The organism is Thiocapsa imhoffii (assembly GCF_016583985.1).
GTDB lineage: Bacteria > Pseudomonadota > Gammaproteobacteria > Chromatiales > Chromatiaceae > Thiocapsa > Thiocapsa imhoffii.
The window spans coordinates 309,899-336,450 of record NZ_NRSD01000002.1; the positions used below are offsets into that span (position 1 = coordinate 309,899).

General features: G+C 62.3%; 25 protein-coding genes. 14 read left to right on the top strand and 11 right to left on the bottom strand.

The window, feature by feature from the left end; translation table 11 throughout:
- Positions 1-4: 4 nt before the first annotated feature.
- Positions 5-637: an arylesterase gene (locus CKO25_RS03810; RefSeq protein WP_200386589.1), complete on the bottom strand. Its 633-nt coding sequence runs from the start codon at positions 635-637 to the stop codon at positions 5-7.
- On the opposite strand from CKO25_RS03810, the gene CKO25_RS03815 reads away from it, so the two are divergent.
- The 3 genes from CKO25_RS03815 (at position 636) to CKO25_RS03825 (ending at position 4,526) form a co-directional block, all read left to right on the top strand.
- Positions 636-1,325, top strand: coding sequence for an ABC transporter ATP-binding protein (locus tag CKO25_RS03815; RefSeq protein ID WP_200386590.1), 690 nt, complete (start codon positions 636-638; stop codon positions 1,323-1,325). The two genes, CKO25_RS03810 and CKO25_RS03815, sit on opposite strands and share 2 nt — an antisense overlap.
- Entirely contained in the window at positions 1,322-3,868 is a 2,547-nt protein-coding gene (locus tag CKO25_RS03820) for an FtsX-like permease family protein (protein WP_200386591.1), read from the top strand. The genes CKO25_RS03815 and CKO25_RS03820 overlap by 4 nt, the downstream gene beginning before the upstream one ends.
- Positions 3,869-3,935: 67 nt before the next feature.
- A complete protein-coding gene (locus CKO25_RS03825; RefSeq protein ID WP_338115061.1) occupies positions 3,936-4,526 on the top strand; it encodes a c-type cytochrome in 591 nt (196 codons plus the stop codon).
- A 326-nt stretch (positions 4,527-4,852) separates the two neighbouring features.
- On the opposite strand, the gene CKO25_RS03830 is transcribed toward CKO25_RS03825, so the two are convergent.
- Positions 4,853-5,050 carry an Alvin_2107 family globule sulfur oxidation protein gene (locus CKO25_RS03830; RefSeq protein WP_200386592.1) on the bottom strand — a complete coding sequence of 66 codons (198 nt, stop codon included), beginning with the start codon at positions 5,048-5,050 and terminating at the stop codon, positions 4,853-4,855.
- 360 nt (positions 5,051-5,410) lie between these two features.
- On the opposite strand from CKO25_RS03830, the gene CKO25_RS03835 reads away from it, so the two are divergent.
- The 5 genes from CKO25_RS03835 (at position 5,411) to soxZ (ending at position 10,558) form a co-directional block, all read left to right on the top strand.
- The gene (locus tag CKO25_RS03835) at positions 5,411-6,454 is read left to right on the top strand and encodes an AAA family ATPase (protein ID WP_200386593.1); all 1,044 of its coding nucleotides are present in this window, start codon (positions 5,411-5,413) and stop codon (positions 6,452-6,454) included.
- Positions 6,447-7,775, top strand: coding sequence for a vWA domain-containing protein (locus CKO25_RS03840; RefSeq protein WP_200386594.1), 1,329 nt, complete (start codon positions 6,447-6,449; stop codon positions 7,773-7,775). Before CKO25_RS03835 ends, CKO25_RS03840 begins: the two co-directional genes overlap by 8 nt.
- 53 nt (positions 7,776-7,828) lie before the next feature.
- Positions 7,829-9,337, top strand: a complete 1,509-nt coding sequence (locus tag CKO25_RS03845; protein WP_200386651.1) for a M48 family metalloprotease — start codon at positions 7,829-7,831, stop codon at positions 9,335-9,337.
- A gap of 382 nt (positions 9,338-9,719) precedes the next feature.
- Positions 9,720-10,193 (top strand): thiosulfate oxidation carrier protein SoxY, encoded by a 474-nt coding sequence (soxY, locus tag CKO25_RS03850; RefSeq protein ID WP_200386595.1) that lies wholly within the window; start codon positions 9,720-9,722, stop codon positions 10,191-10,193.
- Positions 10,194-10,246: 53 nt separating this feature from the next.
- Positions 10,247-10,558 (top strand): thiosulfate oxidation carrier complex protein SoxZ, encoded by a 312-nt coding sequence (soxZ, locus tag CKO25_RS03855; RefSeq protein ID WP_200386596.1) that lies wholly within the window; start codon positions 10,247-10,249, stop codon positions 10,556-10,558.
- A gap of 171 nt (positions 10,559-10,729) precedes the next feature.
- On the opposite strand, the gene CKO25_RS03860 is transcribed toward soxZ, so the two are convergent.
- On the bottom strand, positions 10,730-11,710 hold the full coding sequence (locus tag CKO25_RS03860) for a lysophospholipid acyltransferase family protein (protein WP_207161954.1): 981 nt from the start codon (positions 11,708-11,710) through the stop codon (positions 10,730-10,732).
- A 277-nt stretch (positions 11,711-11,987) separates the two neighbouring features.
- On the opposite strand from CKO25_RS03860, the gene CKO25_RS03865 reads away from it, so the two are divergent.
- Positions 11,988-12,416, top strand: coding sequence for a rhodanese-like domain-containing protein (locus CKO25_RS03865; protein WP_338115062.1), 429 nt, complete (start codon positions 11,988-11,990; stop codon positions 12,414-12,416).
- A gap of 29 nt (positions 12,417-12,445) precedes the next feature.
- Here the strand turns inward: CKO25_RS03865 and CKO25_RS03870 are convergent, their stop codons facing one another.
- From CKO25_RS03870 to CKO25_RS03885, 4 genes are all read right to left on the bottom strand, one after another.
- Positions 12,446-12,988, bottom strand: a complete 543-nt coding sequence (locus tag CKO25_RS03870) for a molecular chaperone Hsc20 (RefSeq protein ID WP_200386597.1) — start codon at positions 12,986-12,988, stop codon at positions 12,446-12,448.
- A 210-nt stretch (positions 12,989-13,198) separates the two neighbouring features.
- Positions 13,199-13,681, bottom strand: coding sequence for a Fe-S cluster assembly transcriptional regulator IscR (iscR, locus tag CKO25_RS03875; RefSeq protein ID WP_200386598.1), 483 nt, complete (start codon positions 13,679-13,681; stop codon positions 13,199-13,201).
- Between the two features lie 148 nt (positions 13,682-13,829).
- Positions 13,830-14,624 (bottom strand): serine O-acetyltransferase, encoded by a 795-nt coding sequence (cysE, locus tag CKO25_RS03880; protein ID WP_200386599.1) that lies wholly within the window; start codon positions 14,622-14,624, stop codon positions 13,830-13,832.
- 26 nt (positions 14,625-14,650) lie between these two features.
- The gene (locus tag CKO25_RS03885; RefSeq protein WP_200386600.1) at positions 14,651-15,457 is read right to left on the bottom strand and encodes an RNA methyltransferase; all 807 of its coding nucleotides are present in this window, start codon (positions 15,455-15,457) and stop codon (positions 14,651-14,653) included.
- 76 nt (positions 15,458-15,533) lie between these two features.
- Between CKO25_RS03885 and CKO25_RS03890 the strand changes: the two genes are divergently transcribed.
- From CKO25_RS03890 to CKO25_RS03900, 3 genes are all read left to right on the top strand, one after another.
- The gene (locus CKO25_RS03890; protein WP_200386601.1) at positions 15,534-16,334 is read left to right on the top strand and encodes an inositol monophosphatase family protein; all 801 of its coding nucleotides are present in this window, start codon (positions 15,534-15,536) and stop codon (positions 16,332-16,334) included.
- Positions 16,335-16,483: 149 nt separating this feature from the next.
- Positions 16,484-16,954 carry an aminoacyl-tRNA deacylase gene (locus tag CKO25_RS03895; RefSeq protein ID WP_200386602.1) on the top strand — a complete coding sequence of 157 codons (471 nt, stop codon included), beginning with the start codon at positions 16,484-16,486 and terminating at the stop codon, positions 16,952-16,954.
- Between the two features lie 100 nt (positions 16,955-17,054).
- Positions 17,055-17,537: a CDP-archaeol synthase gene (locus CKO25_RS03900; RefSeq protein WP_200386603.1), complete on the top strand. Its 483-nt coding sequence runs from the start codon at positions 17,055-17,057 to the stop codon at positions 17,535-17,537.
- An 82-nt stretch (positions 17,538-17,619) separates the two neighbouring features.
- Here CKO25_RS03900 and CKO25_RS03905 read toward each other — a convergent pair whose 3' ends face one another.
- Positions 17,620-18,573: a metallophosphoesterase gene (locus CKO25_RS03905; protein ID WP_200386604.1), complete on the bottom strand. Its 954-nt coding sequence runs from the start codon at positions 18,571-18,573 to the stop codon at positions 17,620-17,622.
- A 200-nt stretch (positions 18,574-18,773) separates the two neighbouring features.
- Here CKO25_RS03905 and CKO25_RS03910 point away from each other — a divergent pair, with 200 nt between their 5' ends.
- Together CKO25_RS03910 and CKO25_RS03915 are read left to right on the top strand one after the other, a co-directional pair.
- Positions 18,774-20,225 carry a GH1 family beta-glucosidase gene (locus tag CKO25_RS03910; protein WP_338115063.1) on the top strand — a complete coding sequence of 484 codons (1,452 nt, stop codon included), beginning with the start codon at positions 18,774-18,776 and terminating at the stop codon, positions 20,223-20,225.
- Positions 20,222-21,124: a glycosyltransferase gene (locus CKO25_RS03915; protein WP_200386606.1), complete on the top strand. Its 903-nt coding sequence runs from the start codon at positions 20,222-20,224 to the stop codon at positions 21,122-21,124. Before CKO25_RS03910 ends, CKO25_RS03915 begins: the two co-directional genes overlap by 4 nt.
- 168 nt (positions 21,125-21,292) lie before the next feature.
- Here CKO25_RS03915 and CKO25_RS03920 read toward each other — a convergent pair whose 3' ends face one another.
- The 3 genes from CKO25_RS03920 to CKO25_RS03930 form a co-directional block, all read right to left on the bottom strand.
- Positions 21,293-21,862 (bottom strand): Uma2 family endonuclease, encoded by a 570-nt coding sequence (locus CKO25_RS03920; protein ID WP_200386607.1) that lies wholly within the window; start codon positions 21,860-21,862, stop codon positions 21,293-21,295.
- A 282-nt stretch (positions 21,863-22,144) separates the two neighbouring features.
- Complete coding sequence (locus tag CKO25_RS03925) at positions 22,145-23,014, bottom strand: amidohydrolase family protein (protein ID WP_200386608.1); 870 nt, start codon at positions 23,012-23,014, stop codon at positions 22,145-22,147.
- 104 nt (positions 23,015-23,118) lie between these two features.
- A complete protein-coding gene (locus tag CKO25_RS03930; RefSeq protein ID WP_242467376.1) occupies positions 23,119-26,424 on the bottom strand; it encodes an EAL domain-containing protein in 3,306 nt (1,101 codons plus the stop codon).
- Positions 26,425-26,552 lie beyond the last annotated feature (128 nt).

Sequence of the window (26,552 nt, forward strand, 5' to 3'; positions counted from 1 at the left end):
CTCCTCAGGTGCCGCGGTCGGCGCGCAACAGTGGCTCTAGGGTCGGCCACACATTCTCCAGGATCAGCGGTTGCGCCGCGGCTGTTGGATGGATGGTATCCGCTTGCATGAGCGCGCGGTCTTGCGCGACGCCGGCCAGAAAATCCTCGATCAAGGGGATGGATTGCTCGGTGGCGATGTCCCGGAACACGGCTTGAAAGCCCTCGGTGTAAGCCGCACCATAATTGGGCGGTAAGCGCACCGAGGCGAGGACAACCTGGCTTCCAGCGGCATGTCCGAGGGCGATCATCTCAGTCAGGTTGTCACGGATGCGCTCGAACGCCATTCCACGTAAACCGTCATTGGCCCCGAGCTCGATCAGCAGGATGGTCGGACGGTGTTGTTCGAGCAACGCGGCGAGACGCGTCACTCCCCCCGCAGTCGTTTCACCCGAGATGCTTGCATTAATGATGCGCTGTGGCAGTCCCTGGTCGCGTAAGCGAGCCTCGAGGAGGCTCACCCAGCCCCGTTCTTGGTCAATGCCATAGCTCGCACTCAGGCTGTCGCCGAGGATGAGGAGGACCGGTTCGCGTCCGACGTCCTGGCTCGCCGCCAAGCCCGGAATGATGAGAGTCGTCAGTAGGAGTAATCGGATCATGTCAGGTGAAAGGCCTCAGGCCGTGTCGAAAGCGATCGCCCTTGGGAAGCATGTTACTGGCCCAAGCGGTGGCTTGACCATCTTGGAACGACTCGACCTGGAGATCCTGCCCGGCGAGGCGGTCGCGATCCTCGGGGCCTCTGGTTCCGGCAAGTCGACCCTGCTCGGACTGCTCGCGGGGCTGGATCGTTCCAGCACGGGCGAAGTCTGGTTGTGCGGTGAACGGGTCGACGATCTCGATGAGGACGGGCGCGCCGCCTTGCGCAGCGGACGGGTCGGGTTCGTGTTCCAGAATTTTCAACTGCTCACGACGCTGACGGCACGCGAGAACGTTCTCCTGCCGCTGGAATTGACGGGGACGCGGGATGCGGCGCAGCGCGCCGATGAGGCCCTTGAGCGCGTCGGTCTGACCGCACGTGCCGGGCATTATCCGCGCCAACTCTCCGGTGGCGAACAGCAGCGTGTGGCGATCGCTCGCGCCTACGCACCACGTCCGGAGGTTCTCTTCGCCGATGAACCAACCGGCAATCTGGATCAGGTCACGGGAGAGCAGATCATCGATCTGCTGCTGGACCTGCGCAGTGAGGCCGGTGCGGCGCTCGTCTTGGTGACGCATGATCCGCGGCTGGCCGAGCGCTGTGATCGGCGTCTGCACATGCGGGCTGGACATCTGGAGGCCGGCGCGTGAAGACCTGGCGCATCACACTGCGGCTCTTGAATCAGGACTGGCGCAGCGGAGAACTCTATCTTCTGGCTTCGGCGTTGATCTTGACGGTTGCCGCAATCACGGCGGTCGGCTTCTTCACCGACCGGGTCGAGGGCGCGATGGCACGCCAAGGCGGTGAGCTCATTGCGGCGGACTTGGCGCTGGAATCAGCCACGCCCGTGCCCGCGACCTACGCCGAGCAGGCGCGTGCGCTCGGGCTTGAGACGGCACGGTTCATCGACTTTCGCAGCGTGGTCCTGAGCGATGCGGGTCCACAGCTCGTTCAGGTCAAGGCCGTGGATCCAGCCTATCCGTTGCGCGGACAACTCCAGGTGCGCGACGGCCTCGAGGCGCCGGAAACACCGACAACGACTGGCCCGCCGCCCGGAGAGGCCTGGGTCGAAGCGCGCTTGTTGCACTTGCTCGAGGCCCGTCTGGGTGATGAGGTGACGTTGGGTGAGACCAATCTCCGGCTTGGCGCCATCCTGAGCGATGAGCCAGATCGTGCTGGAGCCCTGTTCGCGATGGCTCCGCGTATCCTGATCAACGAAACGGATCTGGCGGCGACGGGGTTGATCAGCGAGGCCAGTCGCGCCGAGCATCGACTCTTGATCGCGGGCGAGGCCAGTCGGGTGGAGCGTTACCGATCCGGGATCGCGACCAGCCTCCCGGTCAATCTGCGTCTGATCGACGCCGCCGATGCGCGCCCTGAATTCGCCGCGGCGGTCGAACGGGCGTCCCGCTTCCTCCATCTGGCGACCTTGGTCACCCTGTTGGTGGCCGGTGCCGCCATCGCCCTGGCAAGTCACCGGTTTGTCGAGCGTCAGACCGACGCCGTGGCCGTCATGCGATGCCTGGGCGCACCCCATCATCTTCTGATGCGGATTTTCATCCTGCGGTTGTTGGCGTTTGGATTGGTCGCGAGTCTGGTGGGATGTCTGATCGGCTGGCTCGGGCAACTTGGACTCAGCCTCATGCTGGCCGAATGGTTCACTACCGACCTGCCGCCACCCTCATGGACGCCCGTACTGGTTGGCCTGGCGACGGGTCTGTTGGCGCTCTCCGGCTTCGCGTTACCACCGCTCTTCCAATTATCCCAGGTCTCGCCCCTGCGCGCCTTGCGTCGCGACCTCGGCCCTCCCCGTGGCTCGGCCATCTTGACCGTCTTGGTGGCCGCGCTCGCCATGGCGCTGTTGATCGTGTGGCAGGCGGGGGACCTCCAACTCGCCTGGAAACTGATCGCTGGGGTGCTGGGCGCGGTCCTGAGCCTGGTGCTCGTGGTGTTGCTGCTGGTGCGAATTGCCGGGCGGATCGCGGGGCGCGCGCGCGGGGTCTGGCGGCTCGGCTTGGCGGCCTTGGCACGGCGCCCGACGGGTGCTGTCCTGCAAATCTCCGGTTTGGGGATCGGCATCCTGGCACTCCTGCTGCTAGCCGTGGTCCGCGTCGATCTGCTGCGCGCCTGGCAAGAGAATCTCCCGCTCGGGGCCCCCAACCACTTCCTGATCAACATCCAGCCGCAAGATGTCGAGCCACTCCAGGAGTTCTTGCGGGAGTCTGGTGTGACTGCCCAGGAGTCGGCGCAACCGCGGGACGCGTCAGCCGATGTGGGAGCGACCAGAATCGATCCGATGATTCGGGGCCGCTTGATTCGGGTCAACGCGCGCTCAGTCAGTCCGTCGGATTTCGCTGATCCGCGCGCGGAGCGTCTCGCCTCGCGTGAGTTCAACCTCAGCTATGCAACACAACTGCAGCCGGATAATCGAATCCGCGCGGGGTCCTGGTGGTCGGGCGAGGACGCGCAGGCTCAGTTCTCGGTCGAGGAAGGGATTGCCGAGACCCTGGGCATTCGCTTGGGTGACGAGATCACCTTTCTGGTTTCCGGTCGCGAGGTCAGCGCGCCGGTCACCAGTTTGCGCGAGGTGCGCTGGGACAGCTTCAACGTCAACTTCTTTGTCATCTCCTCACCGAGCGTGCTGGCCGCCGAGCCCGCGACCTTCATCACGAGTTTTTTCCTCCCTCGCGATCGCGCGAGCCTGGTCGCCGAGTTGGTCCGGCAATTTCCGAGTGTCACGGTGTTGGATGTGGACGCCTTGCTCGCGCAGGTCCGCCAAGTCGTCGACCGTGGTGCCATGGCGATCGAGTACGTCTTTTTGTTCACCTTGGCGGCGGGTTTGCTGGTCATGTACGCGGGCATTCAAGCCAGTTTGGAAGAGCGGCAGCGTGAACATGGCATTTTGAGGACGTTGGGGACTGGGCGCCGCGCGCTGTTGACGAGCCTGGCGGTCGAGTTCACCGCGGCGGGACTCATCGCGGGGACGCTTGCCTCGGTGTTCGCGGGATTGATCGGCTGGCTCCTGGCCGAGCAGTTGTTTGGACTCACGCTCACCTTCAACCCGTCATTGTGGCTGTTCGGCGTCTTGGGCTCTGCCCTGCTGATCGGGTTGGCCGGAACGATCGCGACCTATCCGTTGCTGATTCGCCCGCCGCTCAGGGCTATCCGAGACGCGGTTTCCGGGGGCGGTTGAGCCTGACCGCAACCGAGCAAACGCATCCTAGCGAGGCCAGTCGTGTGAGCGAATGACACCGGCGAGTGTGTCTGAGCCCAAGTGGGTGAGTTTGAATCCGAGCGAGTTGGTTGGCTTTCTGGGCCCGACCGTAGCGCATGCCGATCTGGCCGATGCACGGATGTTGGCCGAGACCTGTCACGGCTGTCATGGTCCAAACGGGGTCAGCATGGGGCCGGCGGCCCCGACGATTGCCGGTTTCGATCGTCAGTATCTGATTCGCGTCCTGCAGGAATTTCGCGAGGACGAGCGCGAATCCACGATCATGGGTCGGATCATGACCGGCTATCGCCCGGCCGAGATCCGGCGAATGGCAAGTTACTTCGCGGCGCAGACCTGGGCGTCCGCCGACGTGCAACTCGACCGGGTTGTCGTGGAACAGGGGCGTGCGATCCATGAGCACGCGTGCGTCGAATGCCATCAGGACGGGGGCCGTCATCAGGACCGGGATACCCCCCGCATCGCCGGGCAATGGCCCATCTATCTGCTCTTTCAACTGGAGTCATTCCGGGACCGCCCAACCAGTATTCGTCAGCCGTCGAAGATGCGTGAGGCCCTCGAAGCACTCTCGGACGATGACCTGGGGGCCTTGGCGCAATACTACGCGAGTGAACGGTGAGATCAGCCCATGATGGATTGATGCGAGCAGAGCGGTTTGAATCCGTTCCAACCTGTTGGATTCCACACCCTGTCACCCGGTTGCAGGCGCGCAGTGCCAGCATCTCGGATGCCGATGAGGACGCGCTGCGGAGTCCCGTGTGCTGATCGCACTGGGCCTCAACGGACGCTCAGGATCCCTCGCTTCAGTGCTGGGTCAGGACGAGGGGGCACTGGCTACCGAACTCGAGCGGCTGTGCTCATCGTCGATGTCCGACCCATGTCCCAACCCGGACCCGATTGGTTAAGGCGGGGAGCCCGCCTTGCTGGTTGCTTACAGATCGGGCTTTAGCCTTTGACCCACTTCTCGAAGTTGTCGGTGTTCTTCGCTTCGCCGTCGCTGTAGCCGGCCTCGTAGGGCTCGGTAAGGCGCTGCTCCTCGCGCTTGGGATTTTGCAGGAAACCGCACTGCCAGCCTTGGATATATTCGTCATCGACGCCGAGTTGTTCCATCTTAGTGACGGCATCGTAGTAGAACTGGTTCATGTCAGATCTCCGGGCACTTTCTTTTTGTGGAAGAATCATGCAGAAGGATAGCACCTGACGGTGCCCTGCCTTCGCGCTGGTTCGAACAGTCTGGCGGGATGCGAATCCCGTGTCCTCTCGTCTTTTAGGTGGAGCCTAGCCCTCACCCTTGCAGGAAGCATCGGGCTGAGAAGGGACATTAGAATACAGCGTTTTTCTTATGTTTGACAAGGCGATCGCGCATGCTGGACCGCCACTGGCCAGGTTCGCGCGGGCATGTCTTGTGAAGTTGACGTCGAAATCCCACTTTTTCTCTCAGACTGAATGAGAGTCGTCCGCGCCATCGACCGCTGCAAGAGCGATGAGGAACATTTTAACGCCATGCGTCCATCCCAGCTGCTTCGCGTCCTGGAGCGCGAATTCGCAAGTACTGCCCAGGGCCATCACACCCCCGTGATGCTTTGGGGCCCACCTGGTGTGGGAAAATCTCAAATGGTGTCGCAGATCGCCGCCAATCATCAGGTGCCGATGATCGACATCCGACTGTCGCAGATGGAGCCCAGCGACCTGCGGGGGATTCCCTTTCGGGATGGCCCCCTCGTCGAGTGGGCGGTGCCGGCCACCCTACCCGATACCGAGCGCCACGGACGTGCCGGGATCCTGTTCCTTGATGAGATCACCTCGGCACCGCCCGCCGTCTCCGCCGCGGCCTACCAGTTGATCCTGGATCGCCGACTGGGTGAATACTGTGTGCCGGAACACTGGGCGATCTTCGCCGCCGGGAATCGCCAGGGTGATCGCGGTGTCACTTACAGCATGCCCGCGCCACTCGCCAACCGCTTTTCGCATTTCGAGGTCGACACGCATCTCGATGACTGGGTGGCTTGGGCCTATCAGTACGGGGTGGATGAGCGCGTGATCGGCTTTCTCCGCTTTCGCCCGGAACTGCTGTTCGATTTCGACCCGGCGCACAATCCCGTTGCCTTTCCCTCGCCGCGTTCCTGGGAGTTCGCACACCGCTGTCTGAAAAAGTTCGAGGACACGCCGGAATTGCTGCAGGGCACCCTGCAGGCCTGCGTGGGTCCCGCCGCCGGGATCGAGATGGCCGCCTTCGTGCAGAGTCTGGATCAAATGCCCGACCTCGATGCTATTCTGGCCGGTGCTGAAGTGCCGGTGCCGCGGGAAATCGATCTTCAGTATGCGGTGGCGGCCGCACTGGTTGGTCGTGCCATCCGTGCCCTGCGGCATTCGGATGGAGAGGAGATGATCGGCCACATCCTGGCGTATGCAGAGCGGTTTCCGCAACGTGAGATGGGGGTGATGTTGGTATCGGACCTGCACCGTGCGGTCGGCGACCGACTCTTCGCCGTCCCTGCCTTCGCGTCCTGGGCGCAGGTCGTCGCCGATGTCATGCTCTATGAGTGATGCGCAACCGAAACGGGCTCGCGATGCCTGGTCTGGCGCCGCTCTGCAAGCCATCGAAACCAAGTTGGCCGCGGCACGAACCCGCCTGATTCTCGACAAGCCGTTCCTGGGCGCCTTGGTCATGCGTCTGCCGATGCATGCCTCTGATCCCGATTGGTGCCCGACGACGGCGACGGATGCGCGTGCCTTCTACTATAACCCCGACTACATCGGCAGCCTGAGCCTGAATCAGACCCAGTTCATGCTCGCGCACGAGGCGTTGCATTGCGCCTTGTCGCACTTTGCCCGGCGCCAGCATCGCGTGAAACACCGTTGGGATCTTGCCTGCGACTATGCGATCAATCCGCTGCTGATCAACGACGGACTCACGCCACCGCCGAATGCGTTGATGATGCCAGCCTACCAGGGGATGACGGCCGAGGAGATCTATCCGCTGATCTCCGAGCAGGATGAATCGGAAACACTCGACAGGCACGCCTACGATCAAGACCAGCACGAGGGCGGCAGTCGCGCCGGCATGACCGAGCGGGATCTGGAGCGAGACGGCCAGACACAGGAACAAGACCCGCAAGAGGCCGGCGGCCAAGGGGCGGGTGCGGACCATCCTGAGACCTCCTTGCGGAGCGAGCAGGGTCAACTGGGACAGCAGGGGTCCGGCTTGGCCACCGCGCCCCCGCCGCTCAGCGCCGAGGAGCAGGAGACCCTGGCGGTGCAGTGGCAGCAGCGGCTGGCGGGTGCGGCGCTGCAGGCGCAACAAGCGGGAAAACTCGGCGCTGAGATGGCGCGCCTGCTCGAGCATCTCTTGCAACCGAGGCTTCCCTGGCGGATGCTGTTGGCGCGCTACATGACGTCCGTTGCGCGCGAGGACTACAGCTATGCACGCCCGTCACGGCGACCGGGTGACTTCATCCTCCCGAGCTTGCGTAGCCATCGGATCGAGTTGATCGTGGCGGTCGATACCTCCGGGTCGATCAAAGAGGCGGAGTTGGCGGAGTTCGTCGGTGAGATCGATGCACTCAAGGGCCAGATTCGCGCCCGCGTGACCCTCTTGCCCTGCGACGCGGCACTCTGCGACGGCGCGCCCTTCTGGTTCGAGCCTTGGGATACGTTCAGGCTCCCAGCCCGGATCGGCGGTGGTGGAGGGACCAGCTTCCGACCGGTCTTCGATTGGGTTGAGCGTTCGGGACTGCGCCCGGATCTGCTCGTCTATTTCACCGATGCGCATGGCGAGTTCCCGACTGCCGAGCCCGTGTTTCCGGTCATCTGGCTGGTTAAGGGTCGCGCACAGGTGCCCTGGGGCCAACGCATCCAATTGAATTGAGGGTGACGATCGCGAATGGAACTCCATCACCCCGTCATGCGTCTCAGCGAGTGATGAGAATCAGAACCCTATTCATTCGTGTCCGTGGCGCCCTGTTGCTGCTGCTCCTGCTGGCTTTCGTGAGCCGTGCGGCGGCCGAGATCGATCGGCTCCCGGACATTCGGCTCCCGGACATGGGGAGCTCGGCGGATCGGGTCATGACCCGATCCGCCGAGGCACGCTTGGGGAAGGTGTTCATGCGCCAAGTCCGCAAGGCGCTGCCGGTCTGGGATGATCCACTCGCTTCCGACTACATCGAGACGCTCGGGCGGAGTCTGGTCGAGGCTGACGAGACCGCGGCTGGTCGCTTCACCTTCTTTCTGATCGATCAGCCAACGGTGAATGCCTTCGCCGGCCCGGGCGGCTATATCGGTGTCTATGGTGGTCTGGTGTTGGCCGCGAATTCCGAAAGCGAGCTGGCGGCGGTGATGGCGCATGAGGTCGCTCATGTCACTCAGCGACACCTCATGCGTGCTTTCGAGGATCAGAGCAGACTCGGGATTCCGACCATGGCCTTGATGATTGCCGCCGCCGTCTTGGGCGCACAAGTCTCACCCGACGCCGGTGCGGCAGCCGTGGCCGGGGTCCAGGCCGCCGCGATTCAACGCCGGATCAACTTCACGCGTGAGAACGAGCGCGAAGCCGACCGAATTGGCATCCAGACCCTCGCACGGGCCGGTCATGACCCATTTGCCATGGCGGGGTTTTTTGATCGGCTCTCGAAGGCGACGCGTGTCTATGAGACAAACGCCCCGGAATTCCTGCGCACGCATCCCGTCACGGCCGAGCGGATCGCTGATTCGCTCGGCCGTGCCGAGCGTTTCGGGGCCCGGCAACGCCCGGATAGTCTCGGATTTTTGCTGACGCGCGCCAAATTGCGCGAGCGCTCGTATCAACGGGCCGAACAGTCGGTTGCGCATTTCAACGAAACCCTGCGTAAAGGGCGTTTCCGCGACGAGGTTGCCGAACGGTACGGTTATGCCCTGGCCTTGCAGCGTGCGCGGCGTTTCCGAGATGCGAAAAATCAGTCTGATCAACTGCTTGCAGGGCATCCCAGTCAGGCGGAGTTCATCATTCTCGATGCCGAACTCAACGTGTCCCTGGGAGAGCGAGAGACGGCTTTATCACATTTGCGCCAATCGGTCAGCCTCTTTCCGAGCCAATGGCCATTGCGCGTGGCCTACGCCGATGCCTTGCTCGCCGCTGGTGAGCCAGCCCGCGCGGTGAGTGAATTGCGGTCCGTTGTGCGTTTGCGCCCGGGCAATGCGATGCTCTACGACAAGATCGTTCAGGCGGCAACGCAAGCCGGCGACCAAGCCACCGTCGATCGCTTCCGGGCCGAAAAGCTCTATGTCGAGGGAGACCTGGAGCCAGCGATTCGGCAGCTTGAGCTGGCCTTACGGCGCCGCGAGGTTCCGTACCATGATGCCGCGCAGATTCAAGCGCGGCTCGATCTCTGGCGTGAGGAAGAACGCGAGGAACAGCGCCGAGGCAACCAGCCGTTGCGGGCGGCTTCACCCTGATCAGCGTTGAAGTCCGTTCCAGTTCGCTGCCGAGTGCGGTACCATTATTCCCTGCACCGGTGTCGGGAAAGCGCCCGCCCCTAGGATGGCCGCATCGCCCGTAACCGACACAAGAAGACGATCGTGAGAAGAATAAGATCAAGGTGATGTGGAGGATCCCACCGTTCTCGGTGACATGGTCCCAAACGGGGTCAAGATGCCGAGAACCTATCCGGTTGAACACGGTTGCGCGGCCTGAAGATGGATCCTCAAGAGACTGCTGTCCGGTCTCTCACCTTGCCTTGACCCGAAGTGGCGTCCGGTCGGAGTCAGCCGGCGGCCGCTCGTATGCGAGCGATGCAGATCGCATTTCAATCCACCCATGCTCCAAAGGAGATCATCCATGATCGATGCAAAACGTCGAATCCTGCTGAAGGGTTCAATCGCCGCGGGTTCAGTTGGTGTCGCGGTTGGCGCCGGGATTCTGTCGCCGAGTCTGGTGCTAGCCAATTGGAACGAGGCCGCCTTCAGCGCGAAGAGCCTGCCTGACGCACTCAGCAGCCTCATGGGCTCGGATGCGACCGAGACCAACGACGCGATCAAGATCAAGGCCCCTGACATCGCTGAGAATGGCGCCGTGGTGCCGGTGACGGTCGAGATGGATCTGGATGGAGTCAAGTCGATCGCGATCGTCGCGAGCGAGAACCAGACCCCTCTGATTGCGTCTTTCGACCTTGGTGAGTCAGCGATGCCTTTTGTGTCGACCCGGATCAAGATGGCACGGACATCCGATGTCGTTGCGGTCGTTCAAACCGGCGATGGCCTCTTCAGCAATGCGAAGGAAGTCAAGGTGACGATCGGCGGCTGCGGCGGCTGATTCGGAGAACCTCCCGTACATCTGGAACAGACTCAACCCCGAGGTAAACAACCATGTCCGATATCAGAATCCGCGCCCGGATCAAAGACGGTGAAACCGAAGTGAAGTGCTTGATGAACCATCCCATGGAAACCGGCTTGCGCAAGGATAGCAAGACCGACGAGCTGGTTCCGGCGCACTTCATCCAAGAGGTCGTCTGTAAACTCAAGGACGAGGTGGTCATGACCGCGAACTGGAGCGGTGGTGTCTCGCGGAATCCCTACCTGGCTTTCAAATTCACGGGTGGCGAGGTCGGTGATCCAGTCGAGATCACCTGGACCGACAACCTCGGTCAAACCGAGACCGCAACCGATCAGATCTCCTGACGAAGAGGGCCTGCGCGCTTGGTCACGCAGGTTGAACGCAGAGGTTCATGCACAAGGATGTGTATGATGCCGCTTCGCCGCACTCACCCCGCAGTCATCCATTCCCCCTCGATCACACGGCCTCGGATCCGACCAGCTGTGCCCACGTCGCCGTTCTAGCACGGGTTGGGATCATGATCTCAGCTGCTCTCGCAGCCGATCGATCCGCTCGAGGGTCTGGCGATCGTCGTATGGCCCAAGATAGATCGGTGCCTCCCCGTTCGGACGTTTTCTGAAGCGTTTGTAAGGCCAGAGATACTGTTCCGGACAGGTCGCAACGCACTGCTCGATGCCGCGGTTTAAAGCCGTGGCCGCCGCGAGATCGTCATCGCTGTCGATTCCCTCCGGCGCGGGCAAGCAGTGCATCCGGAATCCTTGATCCGCCGCGAGACGTTCGGCGAACATGAAGATGACGGGGGCGCCGGTCTTGCGCGCGAGTCGATTGACCAACAGCATCGTAAAGGCGGGGATGCCGAAAAATGGCGCGAAGACCGCGCCTTTGTTGGCCTTGGGTTCCTGATCGGGGAGGATGCCAACGAACTCACCACGTTCGAGTGCTTGCACCAACACGCGGATGCCTTTGGCCGTGATCGGTGCCAATTCGGCTCCACTGCGCGCGCGTGCGGCACGAATGAGATCGTCCAGATACTTCTGTGGCTTGTAAAAGATCGCTGTCGGGCCTTGGGCGGCCAGGTAGAGACCAGCGAGTTCCCAAGCGCCTAGATGCGGGGAGAGGACGATCAAGCCCCGACCGTTGCGGCGTTCCAACAATTCAGCGCCGCGGACCTCGCGCACGAGGCTCAGCACGGTTGCGGCGGGCCGCAGCCAGAGATAGCCGATTTCCAGGTAGGTCTTGCCGAATTCGCGTAGATTTCGGTTGCGCAGTTGTTGCTGGCTCGCGTGGTCCAGCTGTGGACAACAGAGTCCAATGTTCAACAGCGCATTGCGACGCTGCTTGTTGGGCCAAACGGCGATCAGTGCGCCGATCAGCATGCCCAGGCGCTGCAAAAGGCGTAATGGCAACCGGGCCATCAAGCGGACAACGCCGCTCGCGAGGGCGTCCTTGATCCCATGATCTCCCAATGGTTGGGTGGGGTTCGCGGGCTTCCTCAATGTGTTCTCCTCGAGACCGTCTCACGGTGTTCAGCGCGGTGATGATTCGATATGGGGGGGCGTGCATCCCAGTGCAGATTCTGACTGACTCCACGACATGAGGAGAGGAACCCGCATCATCGGCGGCTGTTCCACCTCTGGGATGTTGCCCCTGCGCCAGGGCGCGTCATCTCTCAACGGATGGGCTCCACGGCGCCCGACACAGTACACTCTCAGGTCTTGGTTCGTCACATCATTGTCGTTTCCGGATCACAACCACCATACGAGGAGCCACCACGTGAACCATGATCATCCCAGAGCGTTGACGCCGCAAGAGGCCTTCGACATGCTCGCGGCGCAACCTCAAGCGCTGCTGGTCGATATTCGCTCCTCAATGGAATTTCTCTTTGTGGGACACCCGAAAGGGGCGGTTCATGTTGCCTGGATCGATGAACCCGATTGGGTCGTCAATCCCCATTTCGTCACCGAGATTCGCAAACTCTTGCTCGGTGGCGCGGTGTGCGAGTCGGATGGCCCCTGCGCGCCGGTCATTCTCATCTGCCGCAGCGGGAAGCGCTCGCTCGAGGCGGGGAAGGCGCTGATCGAGGATGGTCTGCAGGCCGTCTATCACGTTGATGAAGGGTTCGAAGGCGATCTCGATGACCAACATCATCGCAGCAGCCTCGGCGGTTGGCGTTTCCGGGGATTGCCTTGGGAGCAGTGCTGAGGGCCGCGCGGTCGCTCAGGATCGGGGGGTTACTGAGCCCCCCGCCCCGCGGCCTCGCGTTGATGGGACTCGACATGGCGCAATGTCCGCAGAACCTCGCAGGCCGCGGCAAGATTCTGTCGCGAGGGTTCGGCCAGCAGGTGCTGCAGCTTTTTCTCGAGTGATGCGGCCTGCTCGGCGAGACTGGTTAGCAGCGTGGCGACTTCGGCAGCCGCGTCGGGCCGATTCGAGGCCTCGACACGACACTCGCGCAGCTCGAGTTCAGTGATGAGGTCGGCATGCTGTCGAGTCTGACGATCGGGGTCATGAGCCGGATCGGCGAGCAGTTCAACGAGATGAGCGGCGCGTGCGATGGGGTCGAGAAGGGTGCGGTAGGCCCGTTCGATTTCATTCAAGCCGCGCCGGAGTCCTGGCGTGATGCTGTCGTCGTCACCCGCATCAGGGCGCGTCGTGTCGTGCCAATCGCGATATCCCGCCGCGAGGGCACTCGCATCGATCGCAAAATCAGTCGGCAGGCCAAACAGGTCGAAGTAATTGCGACGGCCGTGGGGAACGGCGAAGATCCTCGTCAATGCCTCTGTGCCTCGAACAATCCAGCAGCAGGATCATCCTAGTCTAGCCGGGGCAAAATTCAAAGGATGATTCGCGACGTTTCGGGACGCTGTCCCGAGGTTCGGGCGAGACGACCTGATCCGACTCGCTCCGCACTCGGCGCGTCAGCCGGGAGGGGTGAGCATGGACAACCGCATGCGCGGCCGTGACCCGCTCCCGAGGATGTCCCGTCAGGCGTTGGCGCCGACCCGCCCGATGCCGAGTTTCACGTCGACCGCTGAGCAACTGTTGCCGGTACGTCCGGGATGCTCGTCTCGGCGGTCCACCAATTGCTGCAGGCTAATGCGGTTGAGGTAGTCATAGATGCGATCGCTGAGATCGTGCCATAAATCGTGGGTCAGGCAGGGTCCGTTGTTCTGGCAGTTGTTCGCACCACCACACCGAGTGGTGTCGACGTTTTCGTCCACCGCCGCGATGACCTCGGCGATATGGATGTCACAAGCCTGGCGAGCCAGGTTGTAGCCACCGCCCGGTCCGCGCACGCTCGTCACCAGGGAGCGGCGTCTGAGCTTGGCGAACAGTTGCTCCAGGTAGGACAGTGAAATGCCTTGTCGTTGCGCGATGTCAGCCAGGGCAATCGGTCCATGCCCCTGGTGAATGGCGAGATCGAGCATCGCGGTCACCGCATAGCGGCCTTTCGTTGTCAGTCTCACGTCTCACTTGCTCTGTATTGGTGTTGCATTGGGCAATGATACGTTACCCGACAAGGGTGATCAATTAATCCATGCGGCTCTTGTGACTAAGAGGCGCTTGGATCGCGCTGGCGATGCCGCCGCGGCAGCCTGTTCGTCATCGCGATCCTCAGTCCTGCTTGCGCACTGGGGTCATGTCGGTGTCCAGGACATCCGTCGCGGGTGGTATTTCCAGGGTGTCGAGGGTTGGGTCGTGTTCAAAGTGCTCCATGATTCCGTTCAATTCCAGTGCTTGTGACATGCGCTCCATGCGTTGATCCATATGGTGGATGTGGTCGAGCATGCGGTTGATCGCGTTCGCAACGGGATCGGGTGCATCACGGGTGGCGCCGTAGGCATCGAAACCGATCCGTTTGGCCGTGTCGGCGCGCCGCTGCGACGCCGCGTCCTGGGGCGGTTCGATGATGCGCCCCGGGACGCCGACAACGGTGGCGCCGGGCGGAATCGATTTAATCACGACCGCGTTCGAGCCGATCCGCACGCCGTCTCCGATCAGGAGTGGACCCAGCACCTTCGCGCCCGCGCCAACGACCACATCGCGTCCAAGGGTCGGATGGCGTTTCCCTTTCTGCCAGGTCGTGCCGCCAAGCGTCACACCATGATAGAGGGTGCAGTCATCACCGATCACGGCGGTCTCACCGATGACCACGCCCATGCCGTGGTCGATGAAGAAACGTCGGCCGATGACGGCGCCGGGATGGATTTCGATCCCGGTGAAGAGCCGGGCCACGTTCGAGAGCAGGCGCGCGAGCCACTTGAAATTCCGTCGCCACAGACGATGCGTGAGGCGGTGGATCAGAACGGCGTGGACCCCGGGATAGGTGGTGAGGACCTCGAAGCCATTGCGTGCCGCGGGATCGCGTTCGAACACACACGCAATATCTTCCTTCAGTCGATCAAACATGGAAAGCAAGCCTCCGCGAAGAGCGTTCAGGTCTCGGGTGGCGAGAGCGCGCTCGGGGGCGTGCCGTCCGCGGCGTTGGGCGCGGATTGCCGTGCTCGCTTGCGACCTTGAGCGGCACTGAGAATGCCGCGCAGAATGTTGAGTTCGACTCGATCGGGGCGGGCGCGGTTGAACAATTGGCGCAGCCGCAACATCAGCTTGCGCGAGTGCTCGGGATCGCCATAACCAATGGTCACCAAGGTTTCGGCAAGGTGTTGAAACAGCCCCTCGAGTTCATCGGCGGTGGCGAGGTCGCGGGTGCCGGGGTTCGGTTCGACGGGACGGGTGCTCAGCACGCAACGGCGGATCTCATAGGCGAAAACCTGCACGGCCGCCGCGAGGTTGAGTGAACTGAACTCGGGGTTGGTTGGGATATGAACGAGTTGGTGGCAGCGGGCGAGTTCGTTGTTGGTCAACCCCGAGCTTTCGCGCCCGAACAGGAGCGCCACCTCACCGGCCGCAGCCTCCCTGATCAACTCCCGCGCGCACTCCGCCGGGTCGAGTGTCGGCCATTCCAGGGTTCGTCGGCGCGCGCTGGTGCCGATCACGAGGCGGCAGCCCGCGAGTGCCGATGGGAGATCCGGATGGATGCCGGCGTGTTGCAGCACGTCATCGGCGCCGCAGGCGCGTGCCAAGGCGTCGGCATCCAGGGCCTGTTTCGGTGTGACCAGTTCTAGACGCGACAGGCCCATGGTCTTCATCGCGCGGGCCGTTGCTCCGATATTGCCACTCAAGCTGGGCTCGACGAGGACGAAGCGGATGCGGGTCAGTGTGGTTGTCAGTGGCTCAGTCATGGGAGTGCAAGTTCTTCAGAAGATGATTACATTGTCAATCTTTGAATCATGACGCGCATCGGTTATCGTGCACCTTATGCAACATCCAAGCCTGAATATCGCCATCCGTGCCGCGCGCAGCGCGGGGAAGCTCTTGATCCGTTACCTCGACCGGGTCGATCTGCTCAAGGTCGAGTCTAAGAGCCACAATGACTTCGTCAGCGAGATCGATCGCAGTGCCGAGGCCGTCATCATCCAGGAATTGCGCGCGCGCTATCCAGATCATGCCATCCTCGCCGAGGAGAGCGGCGCGCAGGGCCGGGGAGATTGGCTTTGGGTCATCGATCCGCTCGATGGCACGACCAACTATCTCCACGGATTCCCCCAATTCTCGGTTTCCATCGCATTGCTGCATAAAGGACGGCTCGAGTGTGGTGTGGTCTATGATCCATTGCGCGAGGAGATGTACACCGCCGCGCGCGGACAAGGCGCGCAACTGAACGATCGGCGCCTGCGTGTCGCCAGTCGCCCTTCACTTCAAGGCGCGTTGATCGGAACCGGTTTTCCCTTTCGCAACCAGCGTCACATCGATGCCTATCTTGGCATGTTCAAGGACATGACGATGGCCACCGCCGGGTTGCGGCGTCCCGGTTCCGCGGCGCTTGATCTCGCCTATGTCGCGGCGGGCCGCACCGACGGGTTCTGGGAGATCGGCCTCGCGCAGTGGGATTGTGCCGCGGGGGCGCTGCTCGTGCAGGAGGCGGGCGGAACCGTCACCGATCTGGCGGGTGGGAAGACGTATCTCGAGACAGGCAACCTGGTGGCGGGGAACCTGAACGTGCACCAAGCCATGCTCGAACTCCTCCGGCCGCATCTGAACGAACGCTTGCCGGCCTGATCCGCTTAGGCCCTCTGCAGGGCCACCGGCGCGCTCAACAGACCCCAACATCAGCCCACCGGTCTGGTCCATGCTGCCTATGAGTCTGCCTTTTCTCGTGTCAAAAGGTCTAGACTATCGGTTGGTTCCAGCCGACGCAGGAGAGACCTTTGTCCATTGCAAAGACACTTGAGTGCTACCTCAAGGAACAATGCATCGAATACCGACTGGTGAAGCACGCCCATACCGGTTCGAGCATGGAAACGGCTGCAGCAGCACGCGTGCCGAGTGATCTGTTGGCGAAGGCGGTGGTGTTCCGGGCCGCAAGATCCTACATCCTCGTGGTGGTCCCGAGCGACGATCAGGTGGATCTTGAGCGGATCCAGGCGCTGGTCGAAAAACCCGTGCAATTGGCGACGGAAGAAGAATTAACGGGGCTTTTTCCCGATTGTGAGCCGGGTGCCGTACCGCCGATCGGGGTTGCCTACGAATTGCGAACCTTGGTTGATCAGCGCTTGCTCGGGCGGCACGAGGTCTACTTCGAATCAGGCGATCACGAGCACCTCATCAAGATCAGCGGCGATCAGTTTGCCATGCTTATGGACGGCACCGAGCAGGTCGATCTCGGGCGCACGATCTGAATGCGGGCATCCTCACCCAATCCAGGATGGGGTTTGATCAACGCGGGCGATCCGGGGTGTGCCGATCGCGGTTGTCTCGGCGCGGCCTGATCGTCTGATCATGTTCGCGGTCCTGCAGACATTTGCCCTGGTGGTTTGTGCCAATGCAGCGCCAGTTCTGGCCGCCTTGTTGCTGGGATCACGGCTGGCCTCTCCGCTTGATGCCGGATGGCTGCTGCGCGACGGACGCCCGCTGCTGGGGCGCTCCAAGACGTGGCGTGGCGTCGTAGCAACATTGGTGTTGACGCCACTGGTCGCGCTGCTCCTCGGCTTGTCCTGGACGGTGGGCCTGATCGTCGCGCTCGGTGCGATGTTCGGCGACATCCTCTCCAGTTACCTCAAGCGTCGCCTGGGTAAACCGTCGAGCGCGCCAGCCGCCTTACTGGATCAGGTGCCCGAGTCGTTGATTCCCGTGATATTGATCCGCTCAGCGATGGGGCTTTCATACGGTCAGGCGGCGCTGGTCGTGGTTGGCTTTACCGTCATCAACCTCGCGCTGACGCCCGTGGCGCGGTGGCTGCAAGGTTTGCGACGAGGGTGGTGATCCGCGGCTTGATCCGAGCCTGGAATCGCCTCGCTCCTGCCTGTCTCCTCGAGACCTGTTGTGCTCATCGGATGGCGAGGGCTCAGGCGCGTCGCAATTCGTGCACCGTCACTTCGGGGGGGCAATTCAGTCGTGCGTTGACCACCGAGGTGCCGGCGCCGACCGAGGTATAACCGATCAGGTCGCCGTAGCGCCAGGGGCCCGCGGCCATCGCGCGCGGACAGCGCGCGTCCCAAACGATCGGGATGCCACCCGGCAAGCAGATCTGGCCGCCGTGCGTGTGTCCACTCAGCATGAGGGCAAAGCCGGCATGGGCCGCCAGACGATAGATCTCGGGGGTATGGGAGAGCAGAATGGCGACCGCCGTCTCGGGAATGTGGGCGGTCGCCCGATCGATATTGTGAACCTGATAGTAGTGTGCGTCGTCGACTCCGGCGAGGTGCAAAACCTCGCCAGCGCGCGTGAGCATGACGGATTCGTTCAGGAGCAGCTGAATGCCGAGCTCCTCGAGACCGGGGACTAATCGCAAGCTATCATGGTTCCCCAGGATCCCGTACACGGGTCCCTGGAGATGCACGCGAATAGTCGCCATCCCGGCTAACACCCGGTCGATCGGCCCAAACGTGCGTGCGCGGTAATCGCCGGTCAGTACGCAAAGGTCGTAGTCGAGTCCGCGAACAGCCTGCGCGATCGCATGGGTGTTCTCGCTGTCCATATCGACGTGCAAGTCAGTCAAATGCAGGATGCGATAGCCATCGAATGCCGCGGGGAGCCGGGGGATGGTGACGCGGTGTTGTTTCACCTGAAGCTGGCGCGCATTGCGCTGGGCGCGGCCATAGAGTCCGCTGACGCGCAAACAGGCACGAATCACACCATGGATCGAGTACCAATTTTCTGGATAGAAAAAATGCGCCCCCGGGCGGCGCAAGACGAAGACTTCGTGGTCCTGTTCCAAGCCAAGGCGCTGACGCAGGTGCGTGCGACCAATACGCTGCGTCAGTTTCGAGAGATCCGTGATCGGGTCTAAGGGTTCCATGATAACCCTGTCGAATGTTTCACTGATCCATGGGGTGGCTCGCACCGCTTAGACGCCCCCCTCGCTGTTCATCAAGCGAATGGTATCATGAGCATCAGGTCCGGTGTCTGTCTGCCGCGCCGTGGGGGATTTGGGTTCGCGGGCGGCCAACCTGGCCCCCCCTGGTGTGGAAGGGACTTGGCGGATGGACCGAGTGTGGTGTGCTGGACTGTCGCACCTGCTTTGACGAGGCCCTCGCCAAGGTGAAGCGCATCCAATTTCCTGCTGGTTTTCAATGGGGAGCCGCGACCGCGGCCTTTCAGATCGAGGGCGCGGCCGACGCCGACGGGAAGTCCGCCTCGATCTGGGATCGCTTCGTGGCGCAACCCGGGCGCATCCGGGATGGCAGTCATGCGAAGGTCGCCTGTGACCATTATCGACGCTACCGCGAGGATTTGGATCTCATGGCGGCGCTCGGTATGGGTGCCTACCGTTTTTCGGTCTCTTGGCCGCGCGTAATCCGTGCGCCGACGCGTCGAGAAAACCCCGCTGGCCTGGACTTCTATGATCGTCTCGTCGACGGTCTGCTCGAACGCGGGATCACCCCGTTTCTGACACTCTACCACTGGGATCTGCCGTGGTTCGAACAGGAGCAGGGTGGCTGGGGGTCGCGCGAGACGGTCTGGCGCTTTGCTGACTATGCCGAGGTGGTCGCGCGCCGGCTCGGCGATCGCGTTCAGCATTGGGTGACGGTCAACGAACCCTTGACCGTGGTGACCGCCGGTTACCTCTCAGGCGATCACGCCCCAGGACGGCGCAACCTGATGCTCGCGTTGCGGGTTGTCCATCATCTGCTCTTGGCGCATGGTGCCGCGCTGCAACGGGTGCGCGATCGGGTTCCCGCTGCCCAGATCGGGCCGGCACTGAATCTCTTTCCGGTCGTTGCGCGCACACGCGCGGACCTGCGGCTGGCCGAGCGGATCGATCGATTGGTGAACCGACTGTTCGTCGACCCAATCCTGACGGGGCGCTATCCCGCGTTTCTGCAGCGGATCCTGTCACTCTTCGGCTGGACCCTGCGCCCGGGTGATCTGGAGTTGATCGCGCAGCCCATCGACTTCATCGGTGTCAATCACTATGCGCGGATCATCATTGAGCGAGGCGTCCTGCCCTGGTTGAGCGTTCGACTCGCGCGCAGCCCCGATCCGCACGCCAGTCATACCGATATGGACTGGGAGATCTTTCCACGTGGACTACTCGACACCCTCACCTGGCTGCGTGAGCGCTACGGCAATCCCCCCGTCTTCGTCACCGAGAACGGTGCGGCCTTCCACGATCGGGTCGAGGCGGATGGGCGGGTGCGTGATGCGTCACGGCGGGAATTTCTGGAGGCCTACCTCTTCATGTTGAATCGAGCGATCGCTGGTGGGAGTGACGTGCGTGGTTATTTCGTCTGGAGCCTCCTGGATAATTTCGAATGGGCGTTGGGTCTGTCCAAACGCTTCGGCTTGATCCATGTGGACTACGAGAGTCAGAAGCGGACGCTGAAAGCGAGCGCTGATTGGTACGCATCCGTGTGCCGCACGGGCGGTTTCGCGTTGTCTGAGTCGGTCTATCTCGCGCTCTTGGCGAGCGCGCTCAATGAGCCTGAACCCAGTGAGGCACATGCATGAACGCCAGCGTGATCATTCCCACCCTGAATGAGGCAAAGCTGCTGCCAGGATTGCTCGACCGCCTGGCGCGGCAGACCTGTCAGGATTTCGAGACCATCGTCGCCGATGCCGGCTCGACCGATGGGACCCGCGAGATCTGTCGCGAGCATGGGGTCATTCTGACCACGGGCGGTATGCCGGCGGTCGGGCGCAATCGTGGTGCGGCGATGGCACGTGGTGAGCGGTTGTTCTTCTTCGACGCCGATGTCCTGCCACCTGAGGATTTCATGGAGCAGGCGCTCGCGGAAATGGCGACACAAGGGCTGCGCCTCGCCACCTGTCGGTTCACACCCGATTCGGATCATCCACTCGATCAGTTGCTCTTCGAATTGGCCAACCAGTTCGTGAAACTGAGTCTTGAGGTGGACCCGCATGCCGGAGGCTTCGCCATTTTTGTCGACCGTGACCTCTTTGAGATGGTTGGAGGATTCAACGAATCCTTGCGTCTCGCCGAAGACCACGATTTCGTGCGGCGCGCGGCGCGTCATGCGCCTTTGGGGATGCTGGAGTCGACCCAAATCAAGATGAGCGTGCGGCGACTCGAGAAGGACGGGCGTTTCAGTTATAGCGCGAAATGCATCCGGGTCGAGCTCCATCGTCTCTTCAAGGGCGAAGTGACCGAGGATATCGTGGACTACCAGTTTGGCTATGATCAACCCAATCCATCCACGCGCCCGGATGAAACACTCGAGCGCCTCATTGCGAGAATGGAGGACTGGCGGCGCGAGTACGCCGCCATGCTCAAGCGCCTCTCCAATGACGTGAAACGCTCGCCCGAGGTGCACGAGGCGATGACCGATTTGCGCGGTCGCTTCGATCAATTGAAGGACGCGGTGCGGGCCTATGTAACGCGCCGCTGAGTCCGCCTGGCCCCGCTCGAACACGGCACGGGCTGGATTCGCACCCGCAGTCACTCCAGGCGTTTCAGTGTCCAGATAGGGTCCATGGCGCGCAGTGATTCCCTGCCGGATCCAGGTTCGCGCTTGGGCCTGCGGCCTGTCATGGACACCGCTCGGGAGCGGGTGCCTTCAGCTCGCGAGCACGACGTCTTCGTACAGGTCGGCCACGGACAGGGTGACCTCGAGGCCACCGCAGCGGAAGGTCAAGCCCCCGTCCTCGATGATCTCGTGGCGCCACTCTCCTGCCTCCGTGCGCCGAAACCGTTCCACGCGACGGCAGTTCTGCGCCACCAGCAGATAGTCGCGCAGGGACGGCAGGGTGCGGTAGGCGATGAGCTTCTCGCGCCGGTCAATGATCTCGGTTGAGGGCGAGAGCACCTCGGCGATCAGACAGGGCGATGTCTTGTAGAGCGACTCCCGATCGTCCGGATCGCAGGTCAAGACCACGTCTGGATAATAGAATGCCTCATGTGCCGACACCCGCACCTTCATGTCGCTGATGAAGACGCCGCAGGGTGTGCCGCGGGTCGCTGTGCGCAGGTGAAACGCGATGTTTAGGCTGATCCGATTGTGCGTCTCACCGGCTCCAGCCATGGCAAAGACCTGACCGGCGACATATTCGTGGCGGATGTCGCTGGCGAGCTCGCCTTGTAGATAGTCGTCAGGATCAAGGTGAAGAGGTGTCGCGGGTTGTGTCATAGGGGTTGTCCTCTGCCAGTGGGACGCAAGCGCGACCAGTTTACGCCACCGCGCCGGCGACGTCTTGCGGTCAGAGTACGAGTCAATCGGAGTTCCTCTCCATGCAGGAGGGAGTCGCATTCGTGCGGTGCGCAGTAGCACTACCCAAAGACTTGGATGATCGGCTTGCTTCGGATCGGCCAGCGGCTGCGGGGGTCTCGGCGGCAAGGATGTCGCCGTGAAGCCTCCAAGGATGGATTCACGGCGACATCCACAACTGCTGGCTGACCCGCAGCCGAATACTCATTGGTGACTGGGATGTCCGATTCGGATCCGCAGCATGGCCCGTGCGTTGTCCCGGCCGATTTGCTGTGCCACCTCTGTGGGCAGTTGCGCCAACCAACCACGGATGTGCTCGACCACCTGGTCGAAATTCCGCCATCGATTGACGCTGAAGGTATCCACCCCGATCACGAAGCGGTCTGGTCGTTCGATGAAGAGTTCGCGCCATTCGGGCAGCAAGCGACCTTCCGGCGCGATTCGCTCGTCCCGCACAGAGGTATCAATCCAGAGATGGTCCGGGTAGCGATCGAGATAGTCGCGCAGGCGTTCGGGGCGCGGATCGGTACCGAGATGTGCCCAGAGAATCCGGGCCTGTGGCCACAGCTCGAAAGTTCGGTCGATAATCTCTGGGTCTCCGTGAATCATCAGCACCAGGTTCCGCCGGGCCGCAAGGTCGACAATGGCTTGGAACACCGGGCTGTTGCGATGGCTGGCGAAGAGATGGATCTCACCAATGCCGACCCAGTGATGCTCGTCCAGCCATTGTTCCATGCGGGCTGGCAGTGTGTCATCGCGGAACCAGTTTTCCTTGTCGAGCGGGTCGCGGTAAAGACCGGCGAACGGGAAAATCCGTTCCGGGGCAGCTTGATAGAGCGTTTGCACCCGCTCTGGTGGGGTGCTGGTGACAATCGCCTGCTCAATGCCGGATCGATCGAACCGAGCCAGGATGTCCGCCGGTGTGAAATGGGCGGCGTCACCTTCCGAGTAGTGCAGATGCGCATCGAACAAGGGCATCCGCGCCATGGCCGGAGTGACCAACAGGCTCAACAGAAGACCGCCTACCAGTGTCCGCGGGACGCGCGAGGCTCGGTTGCGTGCATGCGGTGTCATCTCGGTGTCTCTCTATTGTCTTCGATGGTCTCGGTCTCTGGCGTGCTGCACCCTATCGCGCCCGGGGAGTCACATACAGTCTGTTGGTGCCGGCTCGGAATAGACTAGATCGCTGTACTCAAGGCCTGGAACAAGGCGTAGCAAAAACGGGTGTCTTCGCTGGCCTTGCGCAGGGAGATCGTCTGGCTGTGCCGTTCGAATGGACTCTGCTCCCCGTCCGGGGTAGCACCGACCTTCCAGTAGCCCATGGACCAGTCGGCGAAGAGCCGCTGCCCGGCATAACCGCGCACCACCACCAATGGCTCGCTGTGGCGCGGGTCCTCGGCGATGCGCGCCATCAGCGCCTCCACCGGCTCTTGACGTCCTTCAAGGAGTTGCATGAAGTAGCCGTTCTGGTAGATCAGCAGTCCGGTGATGCCCTCGGGCCGATTGCTCGCGCGCGATTGCGCGACGATCTCATCGATATGCTCGCGCCCGAGCGCCTCGTTGGCCCGGCTGAGGTAGATCAGGTAGTAGACCCGTGAGGCGTTGCATGGCGGCTGTCGATGGTTCTCTGCGATGGCCTCGAGCAGGGCCTGCTCGGGCATCGGCCGATACAGATGAAACCCCTGGAGCGCGTCGCATTTCAGTGCCTGCAGCTCGAAGAGCTGGGCCTCGTTCTCGACGCCTTCGGCGATCAGTCGCTTGCCGAGTGCGTGCCCCATCTTGACCATCGCGCTGATGATCAGGCGCGCATCCTCGCGGTGCTCGATGCCGTCGACGAATGCGCGGTCGATCTTGATCTGCGAGACCGGTAAGCGGAGTAGCTGCAGCAGCGAGGAGTAACCGGTGCCGAAATCATCGACGGCAACCTGCATGCCGAGTTCAGCGAGGGCATGCAGGATCCGCAGGTTTTTCTCGACGTCGGCGAACAGGGCGGTTTCGGTGAGCTCGAGCAGTAAGCGCGTTGTGTCGGCACCGGTGCGCTGAAGAATCAGTGCGAACTCATCGATGATGTGCTCATCGTTCAACTGTGCCGCGGAGAGGTTCAGCGAGAGGTAGGGCGGACTGTCTGGGTAGGCCTGTGCAAGCCGCTGCTGTGCGCTGCACGTCTGCTCGAACACCCAGCGCCCAATCTCGACGATGGCGCCGGACTGCTCAGCGATCGGCACGAAGAGGGCGGGCGAGACCGGACCGCTGCGCGGATGCCAGCGCAGCAGGGCCTCTGCGCCCTGGATGCGCAGACTGTTAGCGGCGAGGATCGGCTGGAAGGCCAGGCTCAGCTCGTTGCGCGCAATGGCGTGGCGTAGGCCGGTGACGAGGCTCAGACGCTCTTTGGACTGCTCACCCAAGTCGCGTGAGAAGGACCGCCAGGTGTTACGCCCCTGGGCCTTGCTTGCGTGCATGGCAATGTCGGCATTGCGCAGCAGCACATCGGCACTGATCGTGGTGCCGAGGCCGAGCGCGAAGCCGATGCTGGCGGTGCAGGTGATGTCGTGGTTGTCCAGCTGCAGTGGTAGGCGCAGCACGGCGTTGATCTGTTCGGCCAGTCGCACGACATCGTCGGTGTGCGTGACCTGTTCGCACAGCACCACGAACTCATCGGCACCCAGGTAACCGACGGTGTCGCCTGGATGAACCTGACCGAGCAGCCGTCCGGCGACCTGCACCAATGCCTGATCGCCGATCGGATGGCCGTAGTTGTCGTTGAGCAGCCTGAAGTCATCCAGATCGATAACGAGGACGGCCACCCAGCGCCGGCGGTGCTCGGAGCGCTGCAGCGCATGTTCGAGTCGGTCGCAGATCAGAATCCGATTGGGTAAACGCGTGTTCGGATCGTGGGTCGCGCGCCACCACAGATCTTGCTCGGCGAGCTTCTTCGCGCTGATGTCCTGTAGGGCGGCGACCAGCACCACGCGATCCGCGTCGATGAATTTGCTCAGCGAGGCGACAGCAGGGAATAGGGTGCCATCCTGGCGATAGCCAGTGATCTCACCGCGATGCCCCATTGGTAGATGCTGCAAGGGGCTTTGCTCGAAGGCGCGCATGGCCTCGCGATGACCGGGTCGCTGATGGGGTGGCAGCAGCAGATCGACCTGCAGATGAGTGAGCTCCGATAAGGTATAGCCGAACAACTTCGCCGCGCCAAGATTGGCTTGCAGGATCCGACCGTCGGCCTCGGCGGCAATCACGGCCACGTCGACGATATCGAGGATGCGATGAGAGAGGTCCGAGACGCCAGCATCGCAAACCGGGATCGGTCGATCATCCAAGTGAGACCGGGAGAATAACTCGGTGACGTTGGGTGTGCGCGGGCTTCGCGAGCGATAGCGCTCGGGAATCCGCGGCGCGATCCGGCCAAAGGACTGGATGATCTCGAAGGTGCCATCGGCTCGGCAGCGGGCGAGGAAACTGTTGACCTCGGCGTGATGACTGCACGGATCCATGCGCACTTCACCTTGGCAGGAGTCGACGCGCACCTGTTCCAGTGCCTGAACGACGCTTGCTGGCTCAGTGCAACCGGCGGCCTTGACCGCCTGCGCGTAGGCGTGCACACAGCAGTAGGCGGCCTCACCGAAGTTGGTCAGCACGCCGCGGCCGTTGGGCCACAGGGCATCGACCTCTGGATGCGCGCGCAAACGCTCCAGGTAGGCGCGACTCCGCGCGGTATCGACCGACATGAAGTAGGTGTTGGAGGAGTAGAGCCCGGTGCGAACCTCGGGCTTGAGAAAGCCGGCCATGGCCTCGTCGAAGTGGCCCATCACCACGGCGATCTTCTTCAACCCATGCGTGGCGAAGTCGTTCAGCAGCTTGATTTGGTCGCGTCCGGCAAAATACGGAACGAAGACGTCGGCGCCCGAGGTGCCGAGCCGATCGAGGAGAGCCGCGAGTCGCTGTGCTGGCAGGCCGAACGGCAGATAGTCTTCGCCGACCACTTCGCCGCCGATCCTCGATAGCGCACGTTTGGCGACGTCGATCGAGCCGAACGGCCATTCGTAGTTGTGGCCAGCAAAGAACATCTTCGGGCCATAGCGCTCGGCCATGAAGGGAATCATCTGCTCGATCTGCTGATTTGGCAGCGCGGCGCAATGGAAGAAGAAGCGCCCGGCGATGCTGCCTTCATAGAAGGAGAAATTCAGGTAGGGGACCTGCCTGGGCTCGGTGATCTGAGCAGCGATCGCGATGCGGGAATTGCTGAGCAGGTTGCCAATTAACGCCGAGCAGCCATGCTCCTCAAGCAGCCGCTTGGCTGCGCGCAATGCCGTATCCGGCATGCTGCCATCGTCCTCGATGACGAGCTCGAGCGGGCGACCGAGCAGACCGCCGCTCGCGTTGATTTCCTCGACGGCGATCTGAGCAGCCCAGGAGATCTCCTGGCCGTAGAGATCGGCAATACCACTGAGCGGTGGCATCAAACCGATGCGAATCATCTATCCCCCTAAAGAAACACCGATAAAGAAACACCGAGACCGCGTGTGCTCAGTCTAACCAATGACATGCCTTGGAGACGGACGTGCTGTTGTGCCCGTTCTGTGTTCTGCGACAGCCTCGGACGGTG